This is a genomic window from Shewanella sp. YLB-07 (genome assembly GCF_009377275.1).
The window spans coordinates 408,845-434,992 of sequence record NZ_VOQB01000002.1 but is presented as its reverse complement, the minus strand read 5'-3'; the positions used below and the strand labels follow the sequence as shown (position 1 = coordinate 434,992).

Annotated in this window: 22 protein-coding genes; 5 read left to right on the top strand and 17 right to left on the bottom strand. The window is 45.9% G+C overall.

Annotated features, from left to right (window positions below; translation table 11 throughout):
• Positions 1 to 271: 271 nt before the first annotated feature.
• From FS373_RS05755 to FS373_RS05730, 6 genes are all read right to left on the bottom strand, one after another.
• Complete coding sequence (locus tag FS373_RS05755) at positions 272 to 1,072, bottom strand: PhzF family phenazine biosynthesis protein (protein WP_152828918.1); 801 nt, start codon at positions 1,070 to 1,072, stop codon at positions 272 to 274.
• A gap of 20 nt (positions 1,073 to 1,092) precedes the next feature.
• Positions 1,093 to 1,542: a GNAT family N-acetyltransferase gene (locus FS373_RS05750; RefSeq protein ID WP_152828917.1), complete on the bottom strand. Its 450-nt coding sequence runs from the start codon at positions 1,540 to 1,542 to the stop codon at positions 1,093 to 1,095.
• An 84-nt stretch (positions 1,543 to 1,626) separates the two neighbouring features.
• Positions 1,627 to 2,850, bottom strand: coding sequence for a lanthionine synthetase C family protein (locus FS373_RS05745; protein ID WP_194165806.1), 1,224 nt, complete (start codon positions 2,848 to 2,850; stop codon positions 1,627 to 1,629).
• A 61-nt stretch (positions 2,851 to 2,911) separates the two neighbouring features.
• Complete coding sequence (locus tag FS373_RS05740; RefSeq protein ID WP_227992505.1) at positions 2,912 to 3,712, bottom strand: alpha/beta hydrolase; 801 nt, start codon at positions 3,710 to 3,712, stop codon at positions 2,912 to 2,914.
• A 140-nt stretch (positions 3,713 to 3,852) separates the two neighbouring features.
• Positions 3,853 to 4,620 carry a class I SAM-dependent methyltransferase gene (locus tag FS373_RS05735; RefSeq protein WP_227992543.1) on the bottom strand — a complete coding sequence of 256 codons (768 nt, stop codon included), beginning with the start codon at positions 4,618 to 4,620 and terminating at the stop codon, positions 3,853 to 3,855.
• 399 nt (positions 4,621 to 5,019) lie between these two features.
• Positions 5,020 to 5,406 (bottom strand): VOC family protein, encoded by a 387-nt coding sequence (locus FS373_RS05730; protein WP_144047385.1) that lies wholly within the window; start codon positions 5,404 to 5,406, stop codon positions 5,020 to 5,022.
• A gap of 428 nt (positions 5,407 to 5,834) precedes the next feature.
• On the opposite strand from FS373_RS05730, the gene FS373_RS05725 reads away from it, so the two are divergent.
• Together FS373_RS05725 and FS373_RS05720 are read left to right on the top strand one after the other, a co-directional pair.
• Entirely contained in the window at positions 5,835 to 6,500 is a 666-nt protein-coding gene (locus FS373_RS05725; RefSeq protein ID WP_144047386.1) for a hypothetical protein, read from the top strand.
• 567 nt (positions 6,501 to 7,067) lie between these two features.
• Positions 7,068 to 7,937 carry an amino acid ABC transporter substrate-binding protein gene (locus tag FS373_RS05720; protein ID WP_144047387.1) on the top strand — a complete coding sequence of 290 codons (870 nt, stop codon included), beginning with the start codon at positions 7,068 to 7,070 and terminating at the stop codon, positions 7,935 to 7,937.
• On the opposite strand, the gene FS373_RS05715 is transcribed toward FS373_RS05720, so the two are convergent.
• From FS373_RS05715 to FS373_RS05685, 7 genes are all read right to left on the bottom strand, one after another.
• Entirely contained in the window at positions 7,924 to 8,115 is a 192-nt protein-coding gene (locus tag FS373_RS05715; protein WP_144047388.1) for a hypothetical protein, read from the bottom strand. The two genes, FS373_RS05720 and FS373_RS05715, sit on opposite strands and share 14 nt — an antisense overlap.
• A 153-nt stretch (positions 8,116 to 8,268) precedes the next feature.
• Positions 8,269 to 8,823: a porin family protein gene (locus tag FS373_RS05710; RefSeq protein ID WP_144047389.1), complete on the bottom strand. Its 555-nt coding sequence runs from the start codon at positions 8,821 to 8,823 to the stop codon at positions 8,269 to 8,271.
• Positions 8,824 to 9,389: 566 nt separating this feature from the next.
• Positions 9,390 to 10,670 carry a PrpF domain-containing protein gene (locus FS373_RS05705; protein WP_152828914.1) on the bottom strand — a complete coding sequence of 427 codons (1,281 nt, stop codon included), beginning with the start codon at positions 10,668 to 10,670 and terminating at the stop codon, positions 9,390 to 9,392.
• 207 nt (positions 10,671 to 10,877) lie between these two features.
• Positions 10,878 to 13,499: a Fe/S-dependent 2-methylisocitrate dehydratase AcnD gene (gene acnD / locus FS373_RS05700; protein ID WP_152828913.1), complete on the bottom strand. Its 2,622-nt coding sequence runs from the start codon at positions 13,497 to 13,499 to the stop codon at positions 10,878 to 10,880.
• Between the two features lie 74 nt (positions 13,500 to 13,573).
• Positions 13,574 to 14,698, bottom strand: coding sequence for a 2-methylcitrate synthase (prpC, locus tag FS373_RS05695; RefSeq protein WP_144047392.1), 1,125 nt, complete (start codon positions 14,696 to 14,698; stop codon positions 13,574 to 13,576).
• Positions 14,699 to 14,875: 177 nt separating this feature from the next.
• On the bottom strand, positions 14,876 to 15,754 hold the full coding sequence (prpB, locus tag FS373_RS05690; protein ID WP_152828912.1) for a methylisocitrate lyase: 879 nt from the start codon (positions 15,752 to 15,754) through the stop codon (positions 14,876 to 14,878).
• Between the two features lie 228 nt (positions 15,755 to 15,982).
• Entirely contained in the window at positions 15,983 to 16,648 is a 666-nt protein-coding gene (locus FS373_RS05685; protein WP_152828911.1) for a GntR family transcriptional regulator, read from the bottom strand.
• Positions 16,649 to 16,908: 260 nt separating this feature from the next.
• On the opposite strand from FS373_RS05685, the gene FS373_RS05680 reads away from it, so the two are divergent.
• Both FS373_RS05680 and FS373_RS05675 read left to right on the top strand, forming a co-directional pair.
• Positions 16,909 to 17,304: an LETM1 domain-containing protein gene (locus tag FS373_RS05680; protein ID WP_144047394.1), complete on the top strand. Its 396-nt coding sequence runs from the start codon at positions 16,909 to 16,911 to the stop codon at positions 17,302 to 17,304.
• Positions 17,305 to 17,449: 145 nt separating this feature from the next.
• On the top strand, positions 17,450 to 18,811 hold the full coding sequence (locus FS373_RS05675; protein WP_144047395.1) for a leucyl aminopeptidase family protein: 1,362 nt from the start codon (positions 17,450 to 17,452) through the stop codon (positions 18,809 to 18,811).
• A gap of 185 nt (positions 18,812 to 18,996) precedes the next feature.
• On the opposite strand, the gene FS373_RS05670 is transcribed toward FS373_RS05675, so the two are convergent.
• Positions 18,997 to 20,589: an ABC-F family ATPase gene (locus tag FS373_RS05670; protein ID WP_144047396.1), complete on the bottom strand. Its 1,593-nt coding sequence runs from the start codon at positions 20,587 to 20,589 to the stop codon at positions 18,997 to 18,999.
• A 198-nt stretch (positions 20,590 to 20,787) separates the two neighbouring features.
• Positions 20,788 to 23,061, bottom strand: coding sequence for a heavy metal translocating P-type ATPase (locus FS373_RS05665; protein ID WP_144047397.1), 2,274 nt, complete (start codon positions 23,059 to 23,061; stop codon positions 20,788 to 20,790).
• A gap of 216 nt (positions 23,062 to 23,277) precedes the next feature.
• Here FS373_RS05665 and FS373_RS05660 point away from each other — a divergent pair, with 216 nt between their 5' ends.
• On the top strand, positions 23,278 to 23,661 hold the full coding sequence (locus tag FS373_RS05660) for a MerR family DNA-binding protein (RefSeq protein WP_144049053.1): 384 nt from the start codon (positions 23,278 to 23,280) through the stop codon (positions 23,659 to 23,661).
• 82 nt (positions 23,662 to 23,743) lie between these two features.
• On the opposite strand, the gene FS373_RS05655 is transcribed toward FS373_RS05660, so the two are convergent.
• Together FS373_RS05655 and FS373_RS05650 are read right to left on the bottom strand one after the other, a co-directional pair.
• Positions 23,744 to 25,816, bottom strand: coding sequence for a prolyl oligopeptidase family serine peptidase (locus FS373_RS05655; protein ID WP_152828910.1), 2,073 nt, complete (start codon positions 25,814 to 25,816; stop codon positions 23,744 to 23,746).
• A complete protein-coding gene (locus FS373_RS05650; RefSeq protein WP_152828909.1) occupies positions 25,816 to 26,094 on the bottom strand; it encodes a hypothetical protein in 279 nt (92 codons plus the stop codon). The genes FS373_RS05655 and FS373_RS05650 overlap by 1 nt, the downstream gene beginning before the upstream one ends.
• Between the last annotated feature and the right edge of the window lie 54 nt (positions 26,095 to 26,148).

The following is a 26,148-nucleotide window of genomic DNA, read 5'->3' as shown; positions in this document are numbered from 1 at the left end:
AATCTTATAATTATTGTTATAAAATGATTACAGCCATTATCAAATAGCCATCGTCAGCATTTAAATAGTCAGACAGATTTAAGCATGAACATAAGTTGAAGTCAGGCATGGGGAAATATTAAAAAAAGCTGGCCTGTACGCTTGAGTTAACAGTATGTAAACAGAAGATATCAAGGTAATAGGAAATATAAGCCTTAACCTGATATGAAAACATTTTGCTCCAACTACCAACAAGTTATCTGCAGCAAAATGTCCTAAGTTATCTAGAAGCTTAAACGTACATGCTTCCTTTGAGTACAGTCACGGCTTGACCAATTAATTTGACCCGCTGATTTGGCAAGCACTCAACATCCACAAAACCACCTCGCTCAGAGGCCTGATATCCATTCAACTTAGTTTTCCGTAGCTTATCCCCCCAATACACGGCCAGCGCGCAATGGGCTGATCCGGTCACAGGATCTTCGTTAATACCGACCCAAGGGGCAAAGTAACGGGAGATAAAATCAACATCTTCTGAAGCAGACTTAGCCGTCACCACAACGCCACGTCCCGGTAACTGTTTTAAGCAATCAAAATTAGGCTCGAGGGCGATAAGCGTTTGTTCACTGTCTATCTCAATGAAGTTCTTCGAATCAAAATAGCTATGGGAAACGACTTGGACAGCACTTAATCCCAGAAACACCAACATCTGCTCATCAACAGGAACATCGAAATCTAAGCAAGCAGCAGGGAAGTCCATCTCAATGTGATTGTTCTCAATTTTTACCCGTAAAACACCGGATAGCGTATTGAAAGCGAGTTCATCACCCACACCGAACAGGCCCTTCTCTTTTAGTACATGAACGACTGCCAATGTTCCATGGCCGCAAAGCTTTACTTCCACTTGAGGCGTGAACCACCTTAACCTTAAGTCACTCAAGGATAAGAAGGCGGTTTCAGAGACAGCCATTTCAGCAGCAATCGCGAACATCAGCGCTTCATCCAAGGCATTTTCCGTGATACAAACACCCGCCGGATTGCCTTTAAACACCTCTAATGTAAATGAATCGACTTGAAAAATTTCTAATTCCATTAAACTGCCTTTCAATTGCGCTATATAACAGTCCAACGGCAGACACCTTTGATATCGACTGTGGCCCCCAGGCGTTCATAGAACTTTATCGCCTGATGATTATCTTGTTCCACTTCCCATTTTATTCGTTCAAAGCCTTTAAGTTTGCAGACACTTTTCGCCTTTTTCATCAAGGCCTCACCCACCTTTTGGCCTCTATAAACTTCCCATACAAACACATCATCAATATTCATGTATGATGTCCCCAGCCAGATAGAGTAATTCCATGTATAAGAGGCATAGCCAGCCACTTCGCCATCGACTTCTGCCAACAGAACCCCAAACGCTGGATTTTCATTAAAGCCTGATTTCAACAGTTCATTCTTATCAGTGACAACATACTCCTCTTGATCGTGATGCCTCGCAATAGCGATGATCAAGTCATAAATAGTATCAATATCTTTCTCTTTGGCTTCTCTCACGATTAGCATTATTTATCCTTAATAGGTTAATGGCTCAACCAGTACCATAGCGCCAGCGAGGTTTCTTGTGTGTTCGGTCTCGCTGGAAATGCATTAAAACAAGTCTAAGCCAGGTATGGCGGCGGCTTCTGGGTGAATACAGTGATGTAAGTAAATTGCGAGACCGGCATCCCCCGTCCATAGCGAATATCGACCTTGGCCATATTGTGAGCGGGCAGATTGGCACTGCTCAATAGCGTGCATGGCAAACTTTCTTGCCCTGTCTAGCCAAACAGGATCTCCCCACCTTAGATATAAATATAGAAAGGCATAACCATTACCCGATGTGCCGTGGCAGATATTAGCGCCCTTCACCAGAGGGCCGGCTTGCCATACCAGCTCACCAGTCTGCGCGAGTAATTCGTCGACTTGCTTAGCATGAAGTGAATCGATTTGAGGCGTTCTCGCCATAGCGGTGACAATCCCCGCCGCTCCGTGGCACCATTGCACCAGCAGCTTTTCAATATTAGGTTTACTGCACAGGATCCAGTTGGCTAGCTCCGCTTCTTTTCTCGCCGATCCTTCTCTTTTAGCCGAGATAGTTAGCGTGGTTGCCGTGCGTTCTATGATCAATTCAGTCAAGTCATCCGGGAGCAGATCTACGCCTTGCAAGAGAATATTGGCATTACCTGTGATGCCATGACAGGCACCATAATAGTGCCTTTTAGGGCCGAAGACCTGACTCTCCCAAAGCCACTCTCGGGTTTCAGTGTCTTGTCTCCAATTATCCATGAGTGACTTGGCGCCTTTAACGTATACATTCTTCCAACGAACGTCGCCGGTTTTACGATAAAGAGCCAATGCAGCGTGCATCATGCCACTCTGTCCAGATGTTATCTCATACAGAGGCAGCGCTAACGTTGCTTCCATGCACAGTAGAAGCTTGTCTGATAACGCCAAGTTGTCTGGCTGCGCTAACACCCCAGGCATAATTATGCCTATCTCTCCAAGTTGTAAACCAGGCTCTACTGACACATCAGGGGCTTTCAAGAAGGCTCGATGAACTTCAGGCAGTAAGTGGGACAAGTCAGTAACTTGATAGCCATAGCATTTCAGGATCTGTAGGGCATGAATGCATCCCGCCGCTCCTGCGTATGCTGACCATTTAGGCCCGGAATTAGAATAACTCTCGGCGTCGAGGGGATGCGTCGGCCAACTGGCATTAGGTAAAACCGACTGTTCAATATCATCAATTATGGATGTAATTTCTGACTGCACACGATCTTGTTCCCATAGAGTTTCGGTAAGTAATTCGTGACGAGATGGTTCAAATAACATGTGTGTCCTTTCCATAGACGGGATTAAACAGCAAACTTAATAATGAAGCCGTTATGGCTCATTAATGGGAGTTAAGAAATACTGATATTGACTGATAGTATGCAGAATACTGGGAAATGTCATTGTGCCCGGCACCTTCGATAAGGACCACCTCAGGAGCGCGGTTAACCAATGACTCTATTAGCTTGTCTGTGTGTATTCGACGAACGACCTTATCATCCTCTGCCACTAAAATCAGGGTATCAGAGTAGATACTCCCGGCGCGCTCTACCGAATTGAACTTGTCTTTGAGTAATATGGACATGGGGTAAAATGGAAATTGTTTTTGGGCAATGCTTTGAATGCTGTCAAACGGGGTCACCAAGACTAACTTCTTCAGCGGACGCTCCGATGCGATATAAGTTGCGACACCGCTACCTAAGCTCCGACCGATAACAAATACACTCTCATGGGTCAAGACCAGGCGATCATACAGCGCCAAGGCATCAGACAATAATGCAGCTTCGCTAGGTGAGCCCTCACTGCCACCATAACCTCGATAATTGACCAAATATACCGAATAAGGCGACGACTCTAGTTCTGATAACTCTGGCTCTAATAATGTTGGTTCAAATGCTTGTTCAAATTCCGGTGCTGTAAAAGCAACATTTTCGGCGTTACCACCAAAATAGATAATCGCCTTATCCTGACCCTTGTTTAATACGATACTAGTCGTCGATGCACCATCATTTTCAAATGTCATGTCACCGAACCTGTGCTCTACTGCTCCTGTTGGAAAATAGATAAAGCTACGTTGCATCAGATAGAGCATCACTCCTAATCCAACATAGGTGACGATAACGAGTATCAAAATTCTATTCATATTTTTAATTTCCGCAAGAGAATGACCACCTAGGTATCGGCCCAACTTTCAAACCTGTTTAAGCTCATTTAGCTTGGCTAAACAGGCATTGCAGCCCCTCAAACTTAAACCAGGATTGATGATTAATGGTGAGGTCTATTTTACTTTTTAGCCACTACAAACCTGACATTGCCGCGTTTATCGTGAGTATCAGCACTAAGATTAGCGAGTAATTCATCACAAAATTCGGTGTACTCTTCACCTAAAAGCTCCCTTAGCTTTTTCATTCTGCCAAGCCTTGCTGACCAGGCTGCTATAATGTCTGCTGACGCAGCACCAGAAAAATTAAGTTCAGGATCAGATACATCACTATCGACATGAACGATATCAAATCCTGCCTGTTGCAACATACCTTGCATCTTACCGCCGAAGTCAAAATCATATAAACCAGAGCCATATGACGCAATTTCAAACGCCAGCACTCTGGTGTAATACTTACTTTCTTTGGCCAGATTACCTGAGATAAAGCACGACACATCTAACAAGGCAATCCAGCCTCCTTCGTTTAACACCGAATATAATGACGTTAAATAACTGATTGGATCACTTAAATAAGATAAAGAGTAGCTTGCCCAGATGCCGCTCACCTCGCCAAAGGAGGCAAAGTTGACACTCTGAAAGTCACTCAATACAAAGGTTTCGTTACTGCTTTTTCTGGAATCACAGAAGGTAATAAACTCATCATTTATATCGACCCCAACCACATGTTTAACTTGTCTAGAAAGTATCCGCGAAACACCACCGACCGAACAGCCAAGATCAACAATAGTGTCGCTAGCAGTTAGCGGAATAATCTCAACAAAGCGCGCCCAATCTCTCCACTCCTGCTGTTTTTTATACTCATGAAATAGGCTCAATAGTGACTCCATAGATATTATTGAAACTAAGACTCGGTTTTTTAATTTAGTCACTCATTGTTAATCGATAACGTACCGAGTCTGTTTCAAGATATCAACAGACGACTAGCCTATTAGCTAATTGACTAAAAAAAGCTTATTCGAAGACTGTAAAGCTGTGAAACTAGGCTTTTAGGCGGATAAATTATTAAATTAAAACAAGACTTGCTAAGCTAATTTTAAAAGCCTATTTCTAACGAGATTTACAATGGTGCGTCTGATTTAATTGCATATCCACCAAGGGAATGTTTAAGATATTTCCATTATCCGCAGTGATCTCGGCCATGAGTTTATCGTGATATTTTTGTGGAACTGATCGAGTGGGTGGGTGCTCCCTAATGTGCATTAATGACTTAGTCCTTGTTAACCAAATCATGAAAATGGTATTTCAGCCATTAAACCTATTAAGTTATTATCTGGATCTCGTAAGAAACCGATCCATAGATCATGATCTTCCATCTTGGCGGCCATTTGAGGCTCTCTCTCAAACTCAACACCTTTATCTTTTAGTTGCTCAGTTGAAGCATGAATATCATTGACTTTGTAATAGATCACTGAGGTCTTATGATCTTCCTCTTTTCCTTGAAGAGTCGTCAACATTAGCCGAGTTCCCCCACAATTAAAAAACGCTAATCCTGGAGGTACTTCGAACAATAGTTCTAATCCGAGGGTTTCACGATAAAATTGCACCGACTTATCTAAATCAGTACTAGCTATGGCAATCTGACCAATTTTCTCAACTTCGATACTGGCACTCATACTCTCGAATCTTCCAAGTTAGCGAACCTAAACATGGATACCAAAGTTACAATAGTTTCAACCTGCCTACAACTTACTGGGTTATAAATGGCCAAGTCGAAACGAGCTTCAGGTTAATGGTAAGCCCTCAATGAGCAGTGAAAAACAATATTGATGATTAACACATCCAGTGAGGATAGAGACAACAAAATCACAATGAATTGAACATTCAATTGTAAATTTTCTTGATATTAGCTTGGTGGTCTTTTACCTTCCAAGTCAAACGTCTGAAAATATTATATATTGTCATTCGGTTATTTTAATTCTAATCAAATGCACCACTAACCAACTTTAAGTAATATTATGCAACAAAGCATGAGTTACACTCACTACCAAGGATGGCAGTACATTATCCCTTTATATAGGGAGTAGTAACGCCTTACATTATTATGCAAAAAAAAACCTTACCTCGTTCTATCATCGCCAGCGTCATATTTTCTGCAGGTTTATTATCTTTACCAACTCATGCGAATCAAGGGCCAGATAGGTTAATTACAGCTGAATCTCTCCAAGTTACGGAAAATAGTAACCCCATTATTACCGACACTTATAGAAGCTCCTTCCTTCTAAATAAAGGCCAAAGAAAGGTGCTTTGGAATACGTTTAAACGACCTGTAGATTATGATCGATTAGCCGCTTTCGTTGCTATTTCTTATGGAGATTTATTGAGTGTGTCATGTAAAATATCTCTATTTAATGGTAACAATACACGGCCTTTTAAGGTTATTGATTGTCGCCGCAGTCAGCAATGGAATCCAACTACCCCTAATGTGCCGGTTTTCAACACCTCATTAAGAGCTAAAATTGAGCTTTACAATGCTGATTTCACCAAACCCAGTAAGCGAGTTTCGCTTATATTGACGCCTAATTTTGCCAATCAAAATGACATTGATCAGGACGGATTGCCGGCTTGGTTTGAAAGATTCCATAACCTATCTGATAATGATGCTGTAGATGCTGCATCCGATATAGATCAAGACAGTTATACCGCACTTGAAGAATATCTTGGTGGTTCAAACCCATTAGATACTAACAGTGTCCCAGTCAATCCTTAGGCTCCACTTCGTTATGTAAGAGGCACTTCATTCTGTCTGATTGACAGTGAAGTTAACTATATAGATATACAAAAATCACATTAAAAACAGGGTTCGCAGGAACCCTGTTTCAAAAATTAAAGATTCACCCTTTTCACTTTTATCTTCTTTTACCAAATATAACCAGACAGCCATTCTTATTCTAAGGTCGATGCCAATCACTGCCAGATAAATTTAACGATGTATCAATCCGCCCACTTATGCTTAGTCGGGGGGATCTTCATCAGTCAATCCTGAGTATCTTACTTGTTTCTTGAACAAAATCTTACAAAGCTACTGGTTCAGCGCTAGATAGACCTCACTCGGTTGTACGCTCATTTCGTTCATACCAGCTGTAGCTCGGCCGGTTTCAGTACGTTGGTTTGTAACAACATTCATGTCTCAATGGTAATTGACGCCATATTCGTTCTATTATGATGCTTTTAATATTTACCCCTTGGTAACGGAGTAAGCATGGAGTGGTTCTTGAATGTTGAAGCGCCTTTGATAAACTAAACTGAGAGCATTGTTGTAAATCTAGGTTACTTCATGATCGTGCGTATAAATACTCTATTCTTACTCATTATTCTCTCAAGTGCATTACATGCAGAAGTTGTGGTTACCTACCCTAAGGCGCGATCAGCACAAGATGTTCGTAGTAATGACCTTATTGAACTACTCACACTTTCTCTTGAGGTTACTAAGGAAACACATGGTGCTTATAAGCTGCAAGCTTCAGGCGATTTTATGAATGAAAAACGCCAGCGTGTTGAATTGAGTAAAGGTGAAAGATTAAACATTATGTGGTCCTCTACTTCTACAGCGCTAGAGGAAAGTTTATTGCCTATTCGTATTCCACTGCGTAAGGGGTTGCTCGGTTATCGAATATCCTTAATCAATAAAAACAATCAGGACAACATTGATCGGGTAAAAACACTGAATGACTTAAGAGGGCTTACCATAGGTCAGGGGCATGGCTGGGGAGATTCGGCCATTTATGAATCTAACGGCATCAAGGTGAAAGAGGCTGACTACGACTCTCTGTTTAAGATGGTGGTACAAAATCGCTTTGATCTTTTCCCCAGGGGTATTAATGAGGTCTTTGATGAGTATCGAGAGCGGGCAGTTAAAGCGCCTAGTTTAGCTATTGAAGAGAATCTACTAATTGTCTACCTGTGGCCCTATTATTTCTTTACCAACAAAAAAGACTGGGTATTGGCTGATCGCATAGAAACAGGTCTAAAAAAAATAATTTCTGACGGTACTTTTGATAAAGTTTTTTTGCGCCATCATAGTGTCTCGATTAAGAAAGCAAACATGAGTAAGCGCAGGGTTTTACGGATTCAAAATGTTTTTTTGCCAGAAACGGTACCCGTGGATGATAAATCCCTGTGGTTCGACCCGTTTAAAGAGTTTTAATTAAATTAGCCGACTCTTCACTCATAGAGCCTCGCTTGTCGGCTCTGACTATTCGCCCAGTATCATCAACAAGTTGCAGATAATCTTTAGTATTGAACATGAGTCCTTTAGGCATTGTTTTATGCTCGTTGCCGACAAAGGGCAATAGCGTGATGTTGGCATAACTAATCCCCCTCAACGGCCCTCACTTAAGCTTAGTAAAAGTGATCTTCATCTGACAATCTTGGGTGATGGGTAGAGCCTGACTCCACTTAATTAACATGTTTAAACGAAAAAAGGGATATCTCAGATATCCCTTTTTCATGTCTACTCACCCTATACAGGGATGTGATTAGAACTGGTAATGCATACCTAACGCGAAGTTAGAAATATCGGTATCGACATTTTGAAAGCTGTTAGAATACTCTGAGTCCAACTCACCGGTCACAACATCATAGCCAAGACGAATGTTCAGATTCTCAGTCACAGAGGCATTAACCCCCACGCCATAGGCCCAGCCGAAGCCAGTAAAATCTTCATTTCTTGAGTTATCGGGCCTTGAAACAACGGCCATAGAAGCAATACCGACTTTACCATATACTGCAAATGTATCATTAATCTGGTAGGTGAATTTAGGGGTCAATGCGAAAGTACCGGCACCGATGTCTTCATTACTGTCACCCAGATCGCCTGAGACGAACAAGTTCGCTTCTAAACCAAACCACTCGTTAAAGTTATAACCGCCGTATGCCCCCAAGCCTACACCAGTTTCACTACCTTTAGCCTTTATTTTAAGTTGACCTAAACTGCCACCGACATAGAAGCCGGTGTTATCGTTGGCTGCCGCCACATGACTCGATGCAAAAATAGTTAATAATGATGCTGCCACAATAGAAAGTTTGTTCACAAAACACCCCAAAATAATTACAGATGTAACACCTGTTTCGTTAGTGCGCGCAGACTAATGCAACTCAACCTAGAACGCTAATGAATTCAACGGGAATCTAAGGCGTGTTCAGCAAGCATTCAGGTTCAGTTCACTGGAGATTCCGTCATGGCGAGAAAGTCATTTATGTTGGTCAACATTGGAGGTAGCAAAACCTGTAGAATAATTAATTTTCCAAGCAGACTAACGGCTTTCTCGGGGTTGGCGACGATCCTTACACCGTGAGCCCCTCCTCTACTACAGCTTACTTAGACCGACTAGAAGAAAAGTGACACCTGAATTAAGAGTGGCGAGGAACAGGCTAGATAACAGAGCAACATCGGTTATTGGCAATCGGTTACTCATTAGAAGAACTGTGAAAATATAGCCAGAAATGTAGCATCAGGGCCGTTAGGTGGTTTTTGTTGGAGTATGAGGATTGCAATTTCGCGGCTAAAGCCGCTCCTATATCAAAGGTAAATTCCCGCTCAAAAGCATTCGGAAATGACTGATAATCAACAAAAAATATAATCAAGCTTCATCAATAGCTAACTCTCATCTGGTACTCGAACCCAGCCTTCCATCAATATTCTGGCACTGCGGCTCATGGATACCTTAGTGACTGTCCATTGACCATCGACTTGTTCTGCTGCTGCACCCACTTTCAATGTACCCGAAGGGTGACCAAAACATACTGAGTCCGCTTGGCTTTCTGTTTTAATAAGAGTGCCAGAGTTCGCAGCTAGGTTTACTAAGGTGCCGGGGATGACAGCTGCCGTGCCTATGGCAACTGCAGCGGTGCCCATCATGGCGTGATGCAGTTTGCCCATGGAGAGGGCCCGTACATTGAAATCTATGTGCGAGTACTCAACCAGCTTACCACTGGATGAGGTATAACTGCTTGCTGGCGAGACAAAGGCAATCTTGGGTGTATGTTGACGAGATTGCGCCTCATCAACATGGGCGATTAGGCCCATTTTGACTGCACCTATGGCGCGCAGCGATTCAAACATCTCCAGAGCTTTAACATCACCGTTTATTGCTTCTTGCAACTCATCACCGCGATAGCCGATATCCTCAGCATTGACGAAGATGGTCGGAATACCGGCATTGATCATGGTGGCAGCTATTTTTTTTGGCTCAAGGCTGTTTCTAGGCTCAGGGCTGTTATCGAGCTCAGGGCTGTTATTAAAAACACCAGCAGGTAAGCTTATCTCATCGACTAGATTACCCGTTGGAAACATGCCAGGCTCCCCTTCTTTGGGCTTATCTGCAGGGTCAATAAAATCGACACCTATTTCAGCGGCCGGGAAGGTCACACCATCGAGTTCAAAATCACCCGTTTCCTGCACTTCACCATTGATGATAGGCACATGGGCAATAATGGTCTTACTGATATTAGTCTGCCAAATTCGTATTACGGCTATACCCTTTTCCGGAATACGGCTGGCATCAACAAGGCCTGCATGAATGGCGAAAGCGCCGACAGCGGCGGACAAATTTCCGCAGTTGCCACTCCAATCGACAAAGGCCTTATCAATCGCCACTTGGCCGAATAGATAATCCACATCGTGATCGGCCTGAGTGCTTTTCGATAATATGACCGTTTTGCTGGTGCTTGAGGTTGCACCTCCCATGCCATCAGTCTGTTTACCGTAAGGATCTGGGCTGCCGATAACACGTAGAAGCAGTGCATCACGGGCCGCCCCAGCTACCTGCGCCACCTGTGGCAAATCAGTTAGCGAGAAGAACACGCCCTTACTGGTGCCGCCACGCATATAGGTTGCTGGCACTTTTATTTGTGGTAAATGTACTTTGTTACTTGTCATAAATTCTACCATTGCAATGCTAATTGGTTCTTATTGGAAACAGGTGAGATAAAGCCAGAGCACAGTGACTAGGGCTTTATATCGTTACAAAGATGAGTTTCGATGACATGGCCAAAAATGTTCCATACATTTTTCGGCATTCCCTACATCCATATAGGTCAGATGTCATCGCAAAGCCTTTATCAACCCCGCTTACAATTCACTATGTTAATTCACATTTGAGTCAAGAAAATCTTGGGCGAAGCGCTGTAGGATCCCACCTGCTTCATAGATTGTCACTTCCTCTGCAGTATCTAGGCGGCACTTCACTGGGACTTCAACTTGCTCACCATTTTTACCTGTGATGATTAGCGTCAATACCGCTCCAGGCGTGCGCTCGCCAATCACATCGTAGATTTCGCTGCCGTCGATACCGTAGGAGTGACGGTTATTTCCACCGGTAAACTCCACGGGTAATACCCCCATGCCCACCAAGTTAGTGCGATGAATACGCTCAAAACCTTCGGCGACAATCACTTCGACGCCGGCAAGACGTACACCTTTGGCGGCCCAATCACGACTCGAACCTTGGCCATAGTCGGCTCCGGCAATAATGACCAAAGGCTGCTTACGCGCCATATAGGTCTCGATAGCTTCCCACATGCGAGACTCAATCCCTTCGGGTTCAATACGCGTGAGTGAGCCTTGCTTAACCTCTGCTTTGCCATTTTTACCGAGCTGAGTCACCATCTCATTAAACAGCTTAGGGTTAGCAAAAGTAGCGCGTTGGGTCGTTAAATGATCGCCCCTATGGGTCGCATAGGAGTTAAAGTCAACTTCCGGTAGCCCCATCTTATCCAGATAAGCTCCGGCGGCGCTTTCGAGCATGATGGCGTTCGAGGGAGACAGATGATCGGTAGTGATGTTGTCACCAAGCACAGCCAGAGGACGCATGCCCTTCATGGTACGCTCGCCCGCGAGTGCGCCTTCCCAATAAGGAGGTCTGCGGATATAAGTACTCTGTGGACGCCAATCATATAGCGGATCGTTGTCACTGCCGTACTCGACTTTAATATCGAACATAGGCTCATAGACCTTACGGAACTGCTCAGGTTTAACACTTTGAGCAATGACCTTATCTATCTCTTCATCACTGGGCCAGATATCTTTCAAGGTCACATCATTGCCCTGGCTATCTTTGCCGAGCACATCTTTTTCGATATCGAAGCGAATGGTACCGGCAATGGCGTAGGCGACAACCAGAGGAGGTGACGCTAAGAAGGCTTGTTTGGCATAGGGATGGATACGACCATCGAAATTTCGATTGCCCGAAAGCACCGCCGTGGTGTACAAATCTCTGTCGATCACTTCTTTTTGAATCACAGGATCTAACGCGCCGCTCATGCCGTTACAGGTGGTACAGGCGAAACCTACGATACCGAAACCCAATTGCTCCAACTCTGACAACAACTTGGCATCTTCAAGGTACAACTGCACGGCTTTGGAGCCTGGTGCCAGCGAGGTTTTCACCCAAGGCTTACGGGTCAAGCCTTTGGCATTGGCATTACGGGCGATAAGGCCAGCTGCAATAACATTGCGGGGGTTTGACGTGTTAGTACAGCTGGTGATGGCGGCGATAATACAGGCACCATCTGGCATCAAGTCTTTGCCATCGGCATCTTGACTCATATCGAAATGACCACTGATCCCCTTCTTGGCAAGATCACTTGTCGACACACGGCGGTGGGGATTAGAAGGTCCGGCGATGTTACGGCCAACCGATGACAAGTCAAAATGCAGTACTCGCTCATACTCGGCATCTTTTAGCGTGTCGGCCCACAAACCAGCATGTTTGGCATAGTTTTCGACCAGTTTTACCTGGCTATCATCCCTGCCTGTCAGCTTAAGATAATCTATGGTCATCTCGTCGATATAGAACATGGCGGCAGTGGCGCCAAATTCCGGGGTCATGTTAGAAATCGTGGCGCGATCGCCCAATGTCAGCGCCCTGGCGCCTTCGCCATAGAACTCTAAATAGGTCGATACGACTTTTTCACCACGCAAGAACTCAGTTATCGCCAGCACGATATCCGTCGCGGTGATCCCACTCTGACGTTTACCCACCAGCTCGACTCCGACAATATCTGGCACACGCATGTAAGAAGGACGTCCCAGCATGACACTTTCAGCTTCTAAGCCGCCCACGCCTATGGCGATAACCCCAAGGGCATCTACATGTGGCGTGTGACTGTCGGTGCCGACTAAGGTATCGGGAAATGCCACCCCATCGCGGGACTGGATAACGGGAGACATCTTTTCTAGGTTGATCTGATGCATGATGCCGTTACCGGGCTGAATAACATCTATATTTTTAAATGCCGTTTTAGTCCAGTTGATAAAGTGGAATCTGTCATCGTTGCGCCTGTCTTCGATGGCGCGGTTCTTCTCGAAGGCATCTTTCTCAAATCCGGCGTGCTCCACCGCTAAGGAATGGTCGACAATCAGCTGAGTCGGCACCACGGGATTGACTTTAGACGGGTCGCCGCCCTTGGCGGCAATGGCATCACGCAGACCAGCCAGATCGACTAGCGCCGTCTGGCCAAGAATATCGTGGCACACCACACGGGCCGGATACCAGGGAAAATCCAGATCTTGCTTACGCTCGATAATCTGTTTGAGTGAGTCGGTCAGCTTAGCAGGCTCGCAGCGACGAACCAGATTCTCGGCGTAAACACGAGAGCAATAAGGCAGCTTGCGGTATGCACCCGGGCTGATAGCATCAACGGCAGCCTCTGTATCGAAGTAATCGAGTTTACTGCTGGGTAGAGATTTACGGTATTGGGTATTCATCTTTATTTACTCAATTAGCGGGAAGCTAGGTCCGAGTTCCTAGAACCTAGGAACTCGGACCTAGCTTCTGGCGCTTATCTTGTTTCGATTGGCGTCACTTTACGTGGCTCGCTGCCGGTGTAATCGGCGCTCGGGCGAATGATGCGGTTATTGGTGCGTTGCTCCATCACATGAGCCGCCCAGCCAGTTAAGCGTGAACAGACAAAGATTGGGGTAAACAATTTAGTAGGAATACCCATGAAGTGATAAGCCGATGCATGGAAAAAATCCGCATTACAAAACAGCTTCTTGCTGTCCCACATAAACTCTTCACAGGCGACGGAGATATCGTAAAGGCTGGTATCACCATTCTCCTGCGCTAGCTTCTCAGACCAGGCCTTGATGATCACGTTGCGTGGATCTGACGTGCGATAAATAGCATGACCGAAGCCCATGATCTTCTCTTTACGCTCAAGCATGCCCGCCATCTGCACCTTGGCATCGGCAGGAGAGCTAAAACTCTGGATCATGTCCATTGCCGCCTCATTCGCGCCGCCATGCAGTGGACCGCGCAAGGTGCCTATGGCTCCAGTAATACAAGAGAACATGTCAGACAGGGTCGATGCACAGACACGAGCGGTAAAGGTCGAAGCATTAAACTCATGCTCCGCATAGAGGATGAGCGACACATCCATCACGCGGCGATGCTGCTCAGAGGGGGCTTTACCATTGAGAAGGTGGAGGAAATGACCGCCGATAGAGGCTTCATCGGTGACGCAATCTATCTCGACGCCTTCATGGGAGAATTTGTACCAATAACACATGATGGCCGGAAATGCGGCGAGGAGACGATTGGCGGCGCGATTTTGCTCAGAAAAGTCATTCTCTGGCTCTAAGTTACCTAGGAAAGAACAACCGGTGCGCATCACATCCATAGGGTGTGCATCTTGAGGTATGCGCTGCAACACCTCTTTAAGTGCCTGAGGCAGATCACGCAGGGTACTAAGCTCGGCCTTGTAAGTCTCGAGTTGATCCACCGTAGGCAGTTCGCCATTAAACAGCAGGTAGGCGACCTCTTCGAAGCTGGTATTATCGGCCAAATCTGACACATCATAGCCACAATATGTTAAGCCGCTGCCAGATTTACCCACGGTACAAAGGCTAGTTTCACCGGCGCTCTGACCACGTAGTCCTGCACCACTCAGTTTTTTATCTACCATTGCTCTTTCCTCTATTTGTTTTTGTGACCTCGCCTCTGCATTTCCTTCACAGAGTTTTGATAACGGGTCATCTATTTTTATCATGCTTTATGTAAGGTTTTATGACGCTCACTCTCCCTGGCAAGGTCACTATTGCTAAACACTCGCCAGGCTTATCTCTTTTTAACGATTATTAAACTATTTGTTCTTGCCTTCGCTAAAGAGCACATCTAACTTCTGCTCATAGGCGTGGTACCCCAGATAATCATAGAGTTCCATGCGAGTCTGCATTTTGTCGGTAACCGCCTTCTGATCGCCATCTTTTAGAATCGTTTCATAGACCATTTCAGCCGCCTTATTCATGGCCCTAAATGCCGATAGCGGATAAAGCACCATGGCACAACCCCACTCACCCAGCTGCTCTTTATTCCATAACTCGGTCTGACCAAACTCGGTAATATTGGCCAGGATAGGCACATCTAATGCCTCGGTAAAGGCGCGATAATGCTCCTCTGTTTTCACCGCCTCGGCGAAGATGCCGTCGGCACCGGCGGCAACATAGGCTTTAGCACGCGCGATGGCAGCCGCTAATCCCTCTTGGGCGAAGGAGTCGGTACGCGCCATGATGAAGAAATCGGGATCCGTGCGAGCATCCACAGCCGATTTGATTCTATCGACCATCTCTTCAGTCGAGACGATCTCCTTATTAGGCCTATGACCACAGCGCTTCTGGGCAACCTGATCTTCCATGTGCACGGCTGCCGCTCCCGCCTTCTCCATATCACGTATGGTTTTAGCTATGTTGAACGCCCCACCCCAACCGGTATCGATATCCACCATTAAAGGCAGGTCACAGGCTGATGTGATGCGTTGTACATCGACAATCACATCATTTAGCGAGGTCATGCCTAAGTCGGGTAAGCCGTATGAAGCATTCGCTACGCCGCCCCCGGAAAGATAGATGGCCTGATGACCTATCTGTTTTGCCATCATGGCCGTGTACGCATTGATGGTGCCCACTATCTGCAAGGGGGCGTTGTCTGCTAATGCCTGGCGAAACTTTTTACCTGCGCTCATGCTTTCCTCTCTTTATTAATGCTTAATACCATTCCATATAAGTATCTGGTTAGTTCAGAGACTCTCAGTGCGGGTTTCAAAGCCCTTTATGCTACGTTGAATGTTTTCGATATAGAATAACTATTAGCTTCAAACATTCGCCTTGCCTACAGCGCTTTGAACTCCCGCTGAATGATCAGATACTTAAGCGGAATGGTATAATACCTAAAACGCCCGAGGCCGCCTTGATTAACGACTTTGGGCTAAATTCTTCTCAATATTGTTCTTCGAATACATGATGTGACGACGCATCAAGATCTCAGCCAGCTCCTCATCACGATTGGAAATGGCCTGTACTATATGTTTATGTTCATCGAATGCCGTGGTAACCCTAGGTCCCGCCATGCCAAGTTGCACACGATACATGCGCACCAGATGATAAATGCCATTGATGAGCATGGAGATAAGGTGTTTATTCTTGCTACCGAGAATGATGCGGTAATGAAAATCGACATCACCAGCTTCCTGGTAATAGGACTCGCCGCCTTTGACTTCATCAAAATGGGAATTTAACAGTTGGTTGAGATCATCTATCTCAGTGGTGCTCATGTTTTTTGCCGCTAACCTTGCCGCCATACCCTCGAGCGATTCGCGAACCTGGTATAACTCAATCAAACCCTCTGTGGATAATGAAACCACTCGGGCGCCAACGTTGGCTTTACGCTCGACGATATGACATGAAGCTAATCGATTGATCGCTTCACGAATGATGGCACGGCTGACGGTATATTTTGTCGACAACTCTGTTTCACTCAGCTTGGCCCCCGAAGGGATCTCTCCTTCAACAATATCTTGCCTTAGCTGAATAAAGGTCTTATCTGCCGCAGTAACAGGCTGTTCGGTGAAAAATGTCATACGTTAACTAGGACTTCTTTTACATTGGATTGTCGACAATATAGTCAAATCTTATGGATTGGTCAAACATAAACCAGTAGATTGTCGACAAAATATCTGTGGTAGCAAGTTTACATCTAGCAGAAAATCCCATTCCCCCCGTCCAGACGGCTCACTTTTCAACCTAAGCAGAGGACTCCCCTTAAAGATGTTACAAATGACTGTAATAAAACCATCAAGCACGGCTTTGCCTATAGGGTCGCCTATGAGACAATCGGGCCATGAAAATTTATGCCCATATTCACAAGGCCCCCATACGCGTTTTTCGCATAGGCAGAAAGCGATTCTGGATCCGTTTAAAACGCGACATGCTTATTTTGAAAGATGCATTGTCTCAGGAGAAACAGGAGACCAAAGATATGTTGGTCACCTATAAACGTTACACAAAGAAGCAGGCCAGCCGTGAAGAGCTAGCCGAGGCCAATAAGCAATTCGGTGATCTGTTAAAGGGATTAGGCTTGGGCGTGTTTGCCGTGCTGCCGTTCGCCCCGCTGACCATACCTCTGGTGGTCAAACTTGGAAAGATGGTAGGCGTAGATGTGCTACCAAGTTCATTTAACAATCTTTCCAGAAAGAGAAAGAAACGCTCCGAAAAATTGGCTGAAAATGAAAAATAGCTAACGTCGTTTTAAATCCCCCAACCCTCAATATTCCCCACCTCTACGCTTACTGACCTTTAACCCGCTTTAATTGCCTGTTACCCTGTTAGACAATAAAAATAACCCTCCTCAAATTGATACAAGCAGCGAGCACGAGTCCAACATGACTGAATTATTGATCTCAGGTGCCCTTGGCACCCCTCTCACTATCTTACACACAGATGCATACTCAACTTGGCTAGCCGAGCAAGACACTCAGACGACAAACTGGCTGGCTACGACTCAGTTTGACGGAAAAGGCATGAGCCTGATCCCAAACGGCGCAGGTGAACTCTCTCAAGCCATTTATGTGAGCTCCGAGCTAGACTCCTATTGGTTATGCGGCGATCTGGTAAACCAGCTACCTGCCGGCCGCTACACCATCCAGGGCAGCGAAGAGCAAATCAAAGTCGCGGCATTTAGCTGGGGTCTCGGTGCATATAAATTCGACCGTTATAAGCACAATGACAAAGTTTATCCTCAACTGGTATTGCCAACTCAGGCTCAGGCTGACGAAGTGAAAAAACTGGTGCGCTCCGTTGCTATTGTTCGCGATCTAGTCAATACGCCAGCTGCAGATATGATGCCTCAGCACTTGGGTGAGATTATGGAGAATTTGGCCAGTGAATTTGGTGCAAGCATCACTCAAATCGTTGGCGATGAGCTGCTCGAACAAAACTATCCAACTATCCACATGGTGGGCCGTGCAAGTGAAAACCTGCCACGCCTGATCGATATGACCTGGGGTGATGAAAATGCACCTAAAGTGACTTTAGTCGGTAAAGGTGTGTGTTTCGACTCCGGCGGACTGGATCTGAAACCCGGTGCAGGCATGCGTTTGATGAAAAAAGACATGGGCGGCGCCGCTCACGTTATCGGCCTGGCTCACCAGATCATGGCGAGCAACTTACCTATACGTTTACGCGTATTGGTACCGGCAGTCGAAAATGCAGTATCGGCAAATGCTTTCCGCCCAGGTGATGTGATTAAGACCCGCAAAGGCATCACGGTCGAAATTGATAATACCGATGCCGAAGGCCGCTTAGTGTTATGTGATGCATTAGCCGAAGCCAACAATGACAAGCCTGAGCTGATGATAGATTTCGCTACACTCACTGGCGCAATGCGCATCGCCCTAGGCACCGAGCTTCCCGGTTTCTTCAGTAACGATGATCAAGTGGCAGCCGATATGACTCAGTCAGGCCTCAAGGTACAAGATCCTATCTGGCGCATGCCACTGCACAAGCCATACCTGGAACTCACCGGCAGTGACATTGCCGATTTAGCCAACTGTGGCCGTGTTCCTCAAGGTGGTGCCATCACAGCAGCACTTTATCTCGAAGCCTTCGTCGATGAAAATATTAGCTGGTCTCACTTCGATGTGATGGCCTGGAACACGCGTAAGCTTCCCGGCCGTCCAGTCGGTGGCGAAGCCTTCGGCATCCGCGCCGTATTCGATTACCTGCAGACACGTTTTTCAAAGTAAAATGGCTTTAGGAACTAGATTCTAGAATCTAGGAACTTTTTAGGCGCTAGCTGAGCTATTGTTGACATCCCTCTTACACCATCCCTGGTGTCCGGGGATAACTACATCCCTGTACAAAAAAGCCCGAACTCAGTTCGGGCTTTTTTGTACAATCTGTTTAAGCCTGGTCAGGCTTAGGTGTCAGCTTACGCATCAACACCTTTACTTCTGAGGAACTCATCATAAGTTCCCTTGAAGTCATTGATGCCATCTTTAGTCATTTCTATGATGCGGTTAGCAACCGATGAAACGAAGGCACGGTCATGACTGACAAAAATCAAGGTACCTTGGTAAATCTCCAGAGCATTGTTCAATGACTCGATAGATTCCATGTCCATGTGGTTTGTTGGCTCATCCATCACCAAAATATTTGGCTTCTGCATGATAAGCTTGCCGAATAACATACGGCCCTTCTCACCACCCGAGAGTACCTTAACCGACTTCTTGATGTCATCAGAGCTGAACAGCATGCGACCCAAGTAACCACGAACCGACTGGTCGTCATCTTCAGGCTTACGCCACTGGCTCATCCACTCAAACAAGGTCATGTCATTTTCAAAATCTGACTCATGATCTTGGGCATAGTAACCGATAGCTGAATTCTCAGACCATTGAATGGTACCGCTATCCTGAGGAATATCATGGGTCAAGGTACGCAGTAAGGTTGTCTTACCGATACCGTTCTCACCTAAGATGGCGATACGCTCACCCACTTCAACCATAAGGTTTAGCTTGTTGAACAGTGGCTCATCGAAGCCCTTGCTTAGCTCTTCGACGATCAAAGCATTACGGAACAATTTTTTCTCTTGCTCGAAACGAATAAACGGATTAACACGACTCGAGGCTTTCACTTCATCAATCTTGATCTTATCGATAAGCTTTGCACGTGAGGTGGCCTGCTTAGCCTTAGATGCGTTAGCAGAGAAACGAGCAACGAAGCCCTGAAGCTCGGCAATTTGCGCCTTCTTCTTAGCATTATCAGACATCAAGCGTTCACGGGATTGTTGAGCTGCCATCATGTACTCATCATAGTTACCCGGGAAAATACGCAGCTCACCGTAATCGAGATCCGCCATATGGGTACAGACTGAGTTTAAGAAATATCTATCGTGAGAGATGATGATCATAGTGCTGTTACGCTGGTTCAGCATCTCTTGCAACCAACGAATGGTATCTATGTCCAAGTTGTTGGTTGGTTCGTCGAGTAGCAATACATCAGGATCAGAGAACAGGGCTTGTGCCAGCAAGATTCGAAGTTTGAAACCCGGCGCAATTGCGCTCATAAGACCAAAGTGTTGATCAACAGGAATGCCCACTCCCATCAGGAGTTCACCGGCACGAGATTCGGCTGTGTAACCATCCATCTCGGCAAATTCCATCTCTAGATCGGCAACCTTGATACCATCTTCTTCTGTCATTTCAGGCAGAGAGTAGATACGATCACGCTCTTTCTTGACTTCCCAAAGCTGTTCGTGGCCCATGATAACGGTATCGATCACGCTGAACTCTTCATAACCAAACTGGTTCTGACTCAGTTTACCGATACGCTCGTTGATATCCAGAGAGACATTACCCGCAGTCGGCTCAAGATCGCTACCCAAGATCTTCATAAAGGTTGACTTACCACAGCCGTTCGCGCCGATCAGACCATAACGGTTGCCGCCGCCGAATTTAACTGAGATGTTTTCAAACAGTGGCTTAGCGCCAAACTGCATGGTGATATTAGCTGTAGTAATCAAGTGTTAGATCCCAAAATTTGTTATGCGATTTGATGTATAAACGAGCAAAATTAAGCGCGATATTATAGCCAGCAGTCCACAAACAATCAACTAAAAGCGAACCAGCTTACGACGAGAATTTACCGTTACAGCAAGATATGATGAAAGGAACCCGAACAGATTTTATTCGGGTTCCTCAGACAACAAGCATTTAACTCATTACTTGTTCAACTTCACATGTCTTAGCCTGTTAGCGTTAGTCACTACTGTTAATGAGGATAAAGCCATCGCGGCTCCTGCTATCACAGGACTCAGTAATATTCCGGTTAGAGGGAATAGAACTCCAGCGGCGACTGGTATGCCTAAAGAATTATAGATAAACGCGCCGAACAGATTCTGCTTAATGTTCCTCATGCTGGCGTTAGCCAAGGCAAAGGTATCGGCCAACACTGACAATCGTCCAGTTAGTAAGGTCAAATCGGCACTCTCGATGGCGACTTCGGTGCCATCTCCCATGGCGATACCCACATCGGCACTCATTAAAGCGGGGGCATCATTGATACCATCTCCTACCATGGCGACGACTTCTCCACTTTCTTTGAGTTCGATAATCTTAGCCTGTTTCTGCTCGGGCAAGACTCCGGCAATGACTTCATCTATGCCCACTTCATCGGCAACGGCCTGCACCGTCTCTTGCTTGTCGCCGCTGAGTAATATCACCCGTTTACCGGCACGCTTGAGCGCGGCAATAGCTTCTTTGGCATCGGGTTTCACCGGATCACTGATGGCAATAACACCGACTAAGCGTCCGCCTTGTGCCACATAAACCGGAGTTTTACCAAGCTGGGCCAAGGTCTGAACCTCATCTTGTAAAGCGTCTACACCCGATATGCCCTCCATGACCATCAAGCTCATATTGCCTATGGCCAGCTCGACGCCAGAGACTATGCCCACTATGCCCTTTCCCTGAATATTGTTGAAACGTTCGGGTTCTACCAAGCTTAGCTCTCGCGTCTTGGCTTCATCCAGCATAGCCTGGGCCAATGGGTGCTCAGAATGTTGTTCCAGACTCGCCACCAGGAATAAGAGCTGCTCAGATGCAGAGGACTCACCACCACTTTCACCGTCACTGCCACCATCAAGCAAGCGAATGTCGGTTACCGATGGCTTACCCGATGTGATAGTGCCAGTCTTGTCCAGCACCACACAGGTCACCTTACTCGCAGTTTGCAAAGCCTCACCATTCTTAATCAAGACGCCCATCTGTGCGGCTCGTCCGACAGATACCATGATAGACATAGGTGTCGCTAATCCCAGGGCACAAGGGCAAGCTATGATAAGCACGCTTGTTAACACCACTAGCGCATGTGATATCTGAGGCGCAGGTCCCGCTAAATACCACACCACTGATGCGACCAGGGCAATAATCACCACCACAGGGACAAAGTACGCCGATATCTTATCCGTGAGTCTGCCTATGGGCATTTTTGATGTTTGTGCCTGCTGAACCAGGTCGATGATTTTCGATAGACGAGTATCGGTTAACCCAGCAGTCACGCGGTAGATGATGCTGCCATTGCCGTTGACGGTGCCAGCACTGAGCGTATCGCCAATGTTTTTAGACACAGGAATAGGCTCACCGGTTAACATGGACTCATTAAGATTCGACTCTCCACTCAATACTTCGCCGTCCAAGGCGACTCGACTGCCAGGTTGTAGTCTCAACTGGTCGCCGATCTGTATTTGCGCTATTTCGACCTCCTCATCTCCAGAGTCGGTCAGCCTTATTGCGGTCGTGGATTGTAATCCTATGAGGCGCTGAACCGCTTCACTGGTCTTGCCCTTAGCCCTGAGTTCCAGCGCATGGCCCAAGTTAATCAAACCCAGAATCATCACACTGGCTTCAAAGTACACATGACGGGTTTCGGCTGGAAACCAGGAAGGCATAATTACCACCAACATAGAATAGGCCCATGCTGTGGTAGTGCCGAGCACAATTAAGGTGTCCATGTTGGCGCTGCGCGCCTTAAGTGCACGCCACATCCCTTTATAGAAGTGCCCGCCTGTGGTCACGAGTAAGATAAAGGTGATGATCCCCATAACTCCCCAAGCCAATTGCTGACTGGGATTATTCACCATCATCTCACCGCCCAATAGCCCCCATAACATCATAGGTACACCTAAACCCAATCCCAACATAGATTGGATGATACGGGTGCGGTACTCGACTCGCTCAGCCTGGATTTTCTTCTCACTGGCTAGCTTGGCATCCAGCACGAGTTCGCTGTCGTAACCAACACTTGCTACGGTCACTATAGCGAGTTCACTGCTGATATCCCCTTGAATCTGTACCTGCTTATCGGCCAAGTTAACCCGTGCAGACACATCTGGGAGTGATAATTTTTCGAACGCACCTTCAATTTTAGCCACACAACTGGCGCAGTTCATTTGAGGTACATATAAAGTCATGCTATTGATATTTTTCATAATCATTGATTCCCCATACTCAAACAATTGAGTCTCGATCAAGGCTATTTAAGTAAGTTATTAAAATAGGTTGTTCCCATTTTACTGCACTTAGGTTAATGTCTCCCCTAATGGGAGAGTCAAAGCTTTATTGTAAATTTAATACACTTTGTTGAATTTGACTCTCACTCGTTTACTTTTGAGCACACTGTGATTGGTATTAAATGACATAAGAGGCTTATGATGAAAATTGGTGAAGTAGCAAAAAAGACTGGTCTATCGGTTAAGAGTATTCGTTATTACCACGACATAGGTCTTATCTGCGCCGCACGTGGGGAAAATGGCTACAGAGAATATGATAAACCTCAGATCGACTCCCTTAACTTTATCAGTCACAGTCGCGACTTAGGTTTCTCTTTAGATGATTGCCGCTCTCTGCTCGACCTTAAACTCAATCAAGACAGAGATGCCGAAGATGTAAAACGTTTAGCTAAGACTCATCTGCAGATGGTGAGTAATAGAATAACCAAGTTGAAGGAGCTCGAGAGCCAATTAAAGCATCTGATTAAGGATTGTCGCGGCGGCCATCAACCGGACTGTGCCATACTGAGCGGACTCAGTGAATAGTCTGGCTAACCCACAAACTTGATGGCCTGTTTTATTAAATAGCTCGCCCCTGATTCCTAACAGATCAATCTAATGCCGGCATTTAGTGTTTTTTTAGCCGGTGAACATTCTCAATTTTCAATGTAGGAACATCACCTGCGGGAGTGAACCCAAATACCTTGCCATAAAAATACAGCTCGGCTTCGATAGCGGTCATTTGATTTACCGGATCCCTCAAATTATGCCCCTCGCCCTCGAATTCGAGATAGGCTACGGGGACCCCTCGCGCTTTGAGTTTGTTAAATACCTCTGTGGATTGCTTAGCCAATACCACGGGGTCATCACCTCCCTGAATTAACAACAAGGGCTCATTTAGCCTGTCGAGGTGATGTAATGGAGAGCGTTCACGATACACGTTATTTTCGGCTGAATTTTTACCAACCAGCAATTCTAAATAACTGGACTCAAACTTATGAGCATCTCGGCTCAATACTTCCATATCACTGATACCAGCATAGCTCACACCAGCTTTAAATGTATCGTAGAACACCAGTGCCGAAAATACGGTAAGTCCTCCGGCGCTAGAGCCTCTAATCGCAAGCTTAGTGCCATCAACCCAGCCCTTGTTGACCAAGTATCCGGCCGCCCGCACGGCGTCCTCCACATCGGCGACGCCCCATTTTCCATAGAGGCTTTGACGATAGGCTCGTCCAAAACCAGAGCTGCCACGATAATTGAGATCCAGCACAGCAAAACCACGACTGGTCCAAAACTGAATATCACGCCTAAATGCCAAACTGGCTTTTGCAGTTGGTCCACCATGCAACATGACCAGCAAGGGGGGCCTAGAGTCTCTGAGGCCAATGAAGTCAGGATTTCTCGCGCCATAAAAATATCCATAGATAGTGACACCGTCACTGGATTTCAGGCTGACACTTACGGCTCTGGAGATATAATTAGGATCGACTGTCGCAAGTTCCGGTGAGTAGATAAGCGCCACCCCTCGTCCTTTCACCTTATAGATCCCTTTTTCCGGAGTCACTTTAGCCCCGACGAAGTAGATACCGTCTTCCCCCTTCACCACCTGAGATATCTCGCCGAAATCCACGGCAATGGGCTCGGTGATACCGGTATCGAGAAAAATTCTAATCAGTGAAGCTTGTCCTTTATCGCTGTAACTGGCGATAATGGTATTCTCTGACTCGAAGGCATAATTATGATTACCCAGCTTCCAGTCAGGTACTGCAAACTCGGCATCTTTATCCAGCACTTGCTCCAACTCGCCCTCGGAACTGATGCGATACAAGTTCCACCAATTGTCAAAATCGGCCACGAAGTAGAGCTGACCACTAGGGCTAAATGATACTTGTGTAATGGAGCCATTTTTATCGGACAATAATCGCTTGGGATTATGCACCCCACCTTTAGGAGCGAGTTCGCCTATCCAAAGCTCAGTATTATCCCAGGGCATATTCGGATGTTGCCAGGCAATCCAAGCCAATGTCTTCATATCCGGTGATACCCTGGGCGATGAATAGAAATCATCCCCGTCGATTAGGATTTCACCTTCCCCGGCAAAGTTAAGATTAAGCGCCACTAGGCTTGAAGTCGGCTCTCCACTGTTTCTGTGGTCTTCACGCACACAGATGAGTCTTGATCCTTTTGAATACCGTACACAATCGGCATGACGAGTACCGGGCATAGTTAAAGGGACGGGCTCTTGGTTAGGCGCGAAGCGATAGAGCAGCTGATCTTCTGCTTTGGAGGCAAAAATACTCTGACCAATAGCAAGAAATGGCGAGCCGCCATATTCATGTACAGTAGATCTGACATCGAATGCCGAGCTCACCGCATCGCTCAACTTTGATCCAGTCTCCAAACGCTTGATGCCAATCTTGCCCTGGGCCGATGAGTCCGATTGAACAAAATAGAGGGCACCGTTGACGCTCTGTAATTCACCAAAATCATCTGATAAACCATAAACATCTTCCGCTGTTATCGGTGACAGCCAGCTGCCATAAGCCGCAATTTTAAGGCCACTTCGTTTATCAACTTTTTCAACATGATCCGGTTTACCACATGCTGCTAGAAAACATAGTAGTAACAATGACAATAAGGGAATAAAATAAAAATGGGGTCTCACTGTTGGCTCCTGTTTCCATAAATAGGTAATCATTATTTTCGAGTTAATTTCTGCTTAAACCATAAAAGAACCGCTAACTGTCTGGTCTGAGTCAGGCCAAAATAGATACAAATCCAGGGAGACAGGAGAAGGTACCATGGCAAAGCCGATGTATCATTGCCCTTGAACATCAAGTAGAAGAAACCCGAATAGATAACGATCAAGCCCACGCCCCCCACCAGCAACATCAAATTTCTTGCCGTTTTTTCCAGCCAGACCATCTTTTTATCGAACATCAACTCAGCTTTCCCCCATAGATTAACATTGAACATTATCACGTATCATAAGCACATATGTAAGTTCTTGTATAAGTGTAATTGTTAAAG

What these genes read in the sequence shown, in the direction of transcription:
- FS373_RS05720 (WP_144047387.1), top strand. Translation starts at nt 7,068, where the DNA reads ATGATCGTGCGTATAAATACTCTATTCTTACTCATTATTCTCTCAAGT.
- FS373_RS05650 (WP_152828909.1), bottom strand. Translation starts at nt 26,094, where the DNA reads ATGTTCAATGTTAATCTATGGGGGAAAGCTGAGTTGATGTTCGATAAA.
- FS373_RS05750 (WP_152828917.1), bottom strand. Translation starts at nt 1,542, where the DNA reads ATGCTAATCGTGAGAGAAGCCAAAGAGAAAGATATTGATACTATTTAT.
- FS373_RS05685 (WP_152828911.1), bottom strand. Translation starts at nt 16,648, where the DNA reads ATGACATTTTTCACCGAACAGCCTGTTACTGCGGCAGATAAGACCTTT.
- FS373_RS05680 (WP_144047394.1), top strand. Translation starts at nt 16,909, where the DNA reads ATGAAAATTTATGCCCATATTCACAAGGCCCCCATACGCGTTTTTCGC.
- prpC (WP_144047392.1), bottom strand. Translation starts at nt 14,698, where the DNA reads ATGGTAGATAAAAAACTGAGTGGTGCAGGACTACGTGGTCAGAGCGCC.
- FS373_RS05730 (WP_144047385.1), bottom strand. Translation starts at nt 5,406, where the DNA reads ATGAGTGCCAGTATCGAAGTTGAGAAAATTGGTCAGATTGCCATAGCT.
- FS373_RS05655 (WP_152828910.1), bottom strand. Translation starts at nt 25,816, where the DNA reads ATGATTACCTATTTATGGAAACAGGAGCCAACAGTGAGACCCCATTTT.
- FS373_RS05725 (WP_144047386.1), top strand. Translation starts at nt 5,835, where the DNA reads ATGCAAAAAAAAACCTTACCTCGTTCTATCATCGCCAGCGTCATATTT.
- prpB (WP_152828912.1), bottom strand. Translation starts at nt 15,754, where the DNA reads ATGAGCGCAGGTAAAAAGTTTCGCCAGGCATTAGCAGACAACGCCCCC.
- FS373_RS05735 (WP_227992543.1), bottom strand. Translation starts at nt 4,620, where the DNA reads ATGGAGTCACTATTGAGCCTATTTCATGAGTATAAAAAACAGCAGGAG.
- FS373_RS05675 (WP_144047395.1), top strand. Translation starts at nt 17,450, where the DNA reads ATGACTGAATTATTGATCTCAGGTGCCCTTGGCACCCCTCTCACTATC.
- FS373_RS05660 (WP_144049053.1), top strand. Translation starts at nt 23,278, where the DNA reads ATGAAAATTGGTGAAGTAGCAAAAAAGACTGGTCTATCGGTTAAGAGT.
- acnD (WP_152828913.1), bottom strand. Translation starts at nt 13,499, where the DNA reads ATGAATACCCAATACCGTAAATCTCTACCCAGCAGTAAACTCGATTAC.
- FS373_RS05665 (WP_144047397.1), bottom strand. Translation starts at nt 23,061, where the DNA reads ATGATTATGAAAAATATCAATAGCATGACTTTATATGTACCTCAAATG.
- FS373_RS05745 (WP_194165806.1), bottom strand. Translation starts at nt 2,850, where the DNA reads ATGTTATTTGAACCATCTCGTCACGAATTACTTACCGAAACTCTATGG.
- FS373_RS05705 (WP_152828914.1), bottom strand. Translation starts at nt 10,670, where the DNA reads ATGACAAGTAACAAAGTACATTTACCACAAATAAAAGTGCCAGCAACC.
- FS373_RS05755 (WP_152828918.1), bottom strand. Translation starts at nt 1,072, where the DNA reads ATGGAATTAGAAATTTTTCAAGTCGATTCATTTACATTAGAGGTGTTT.
- FS373_RS05740 (WP_227992505.1), bottom strand. Translation starts at nt 3,712, where the DNA reads ATGAATAGAATTTTGATACTCGTTATCGTCACCTATGTTGGATTAGGA.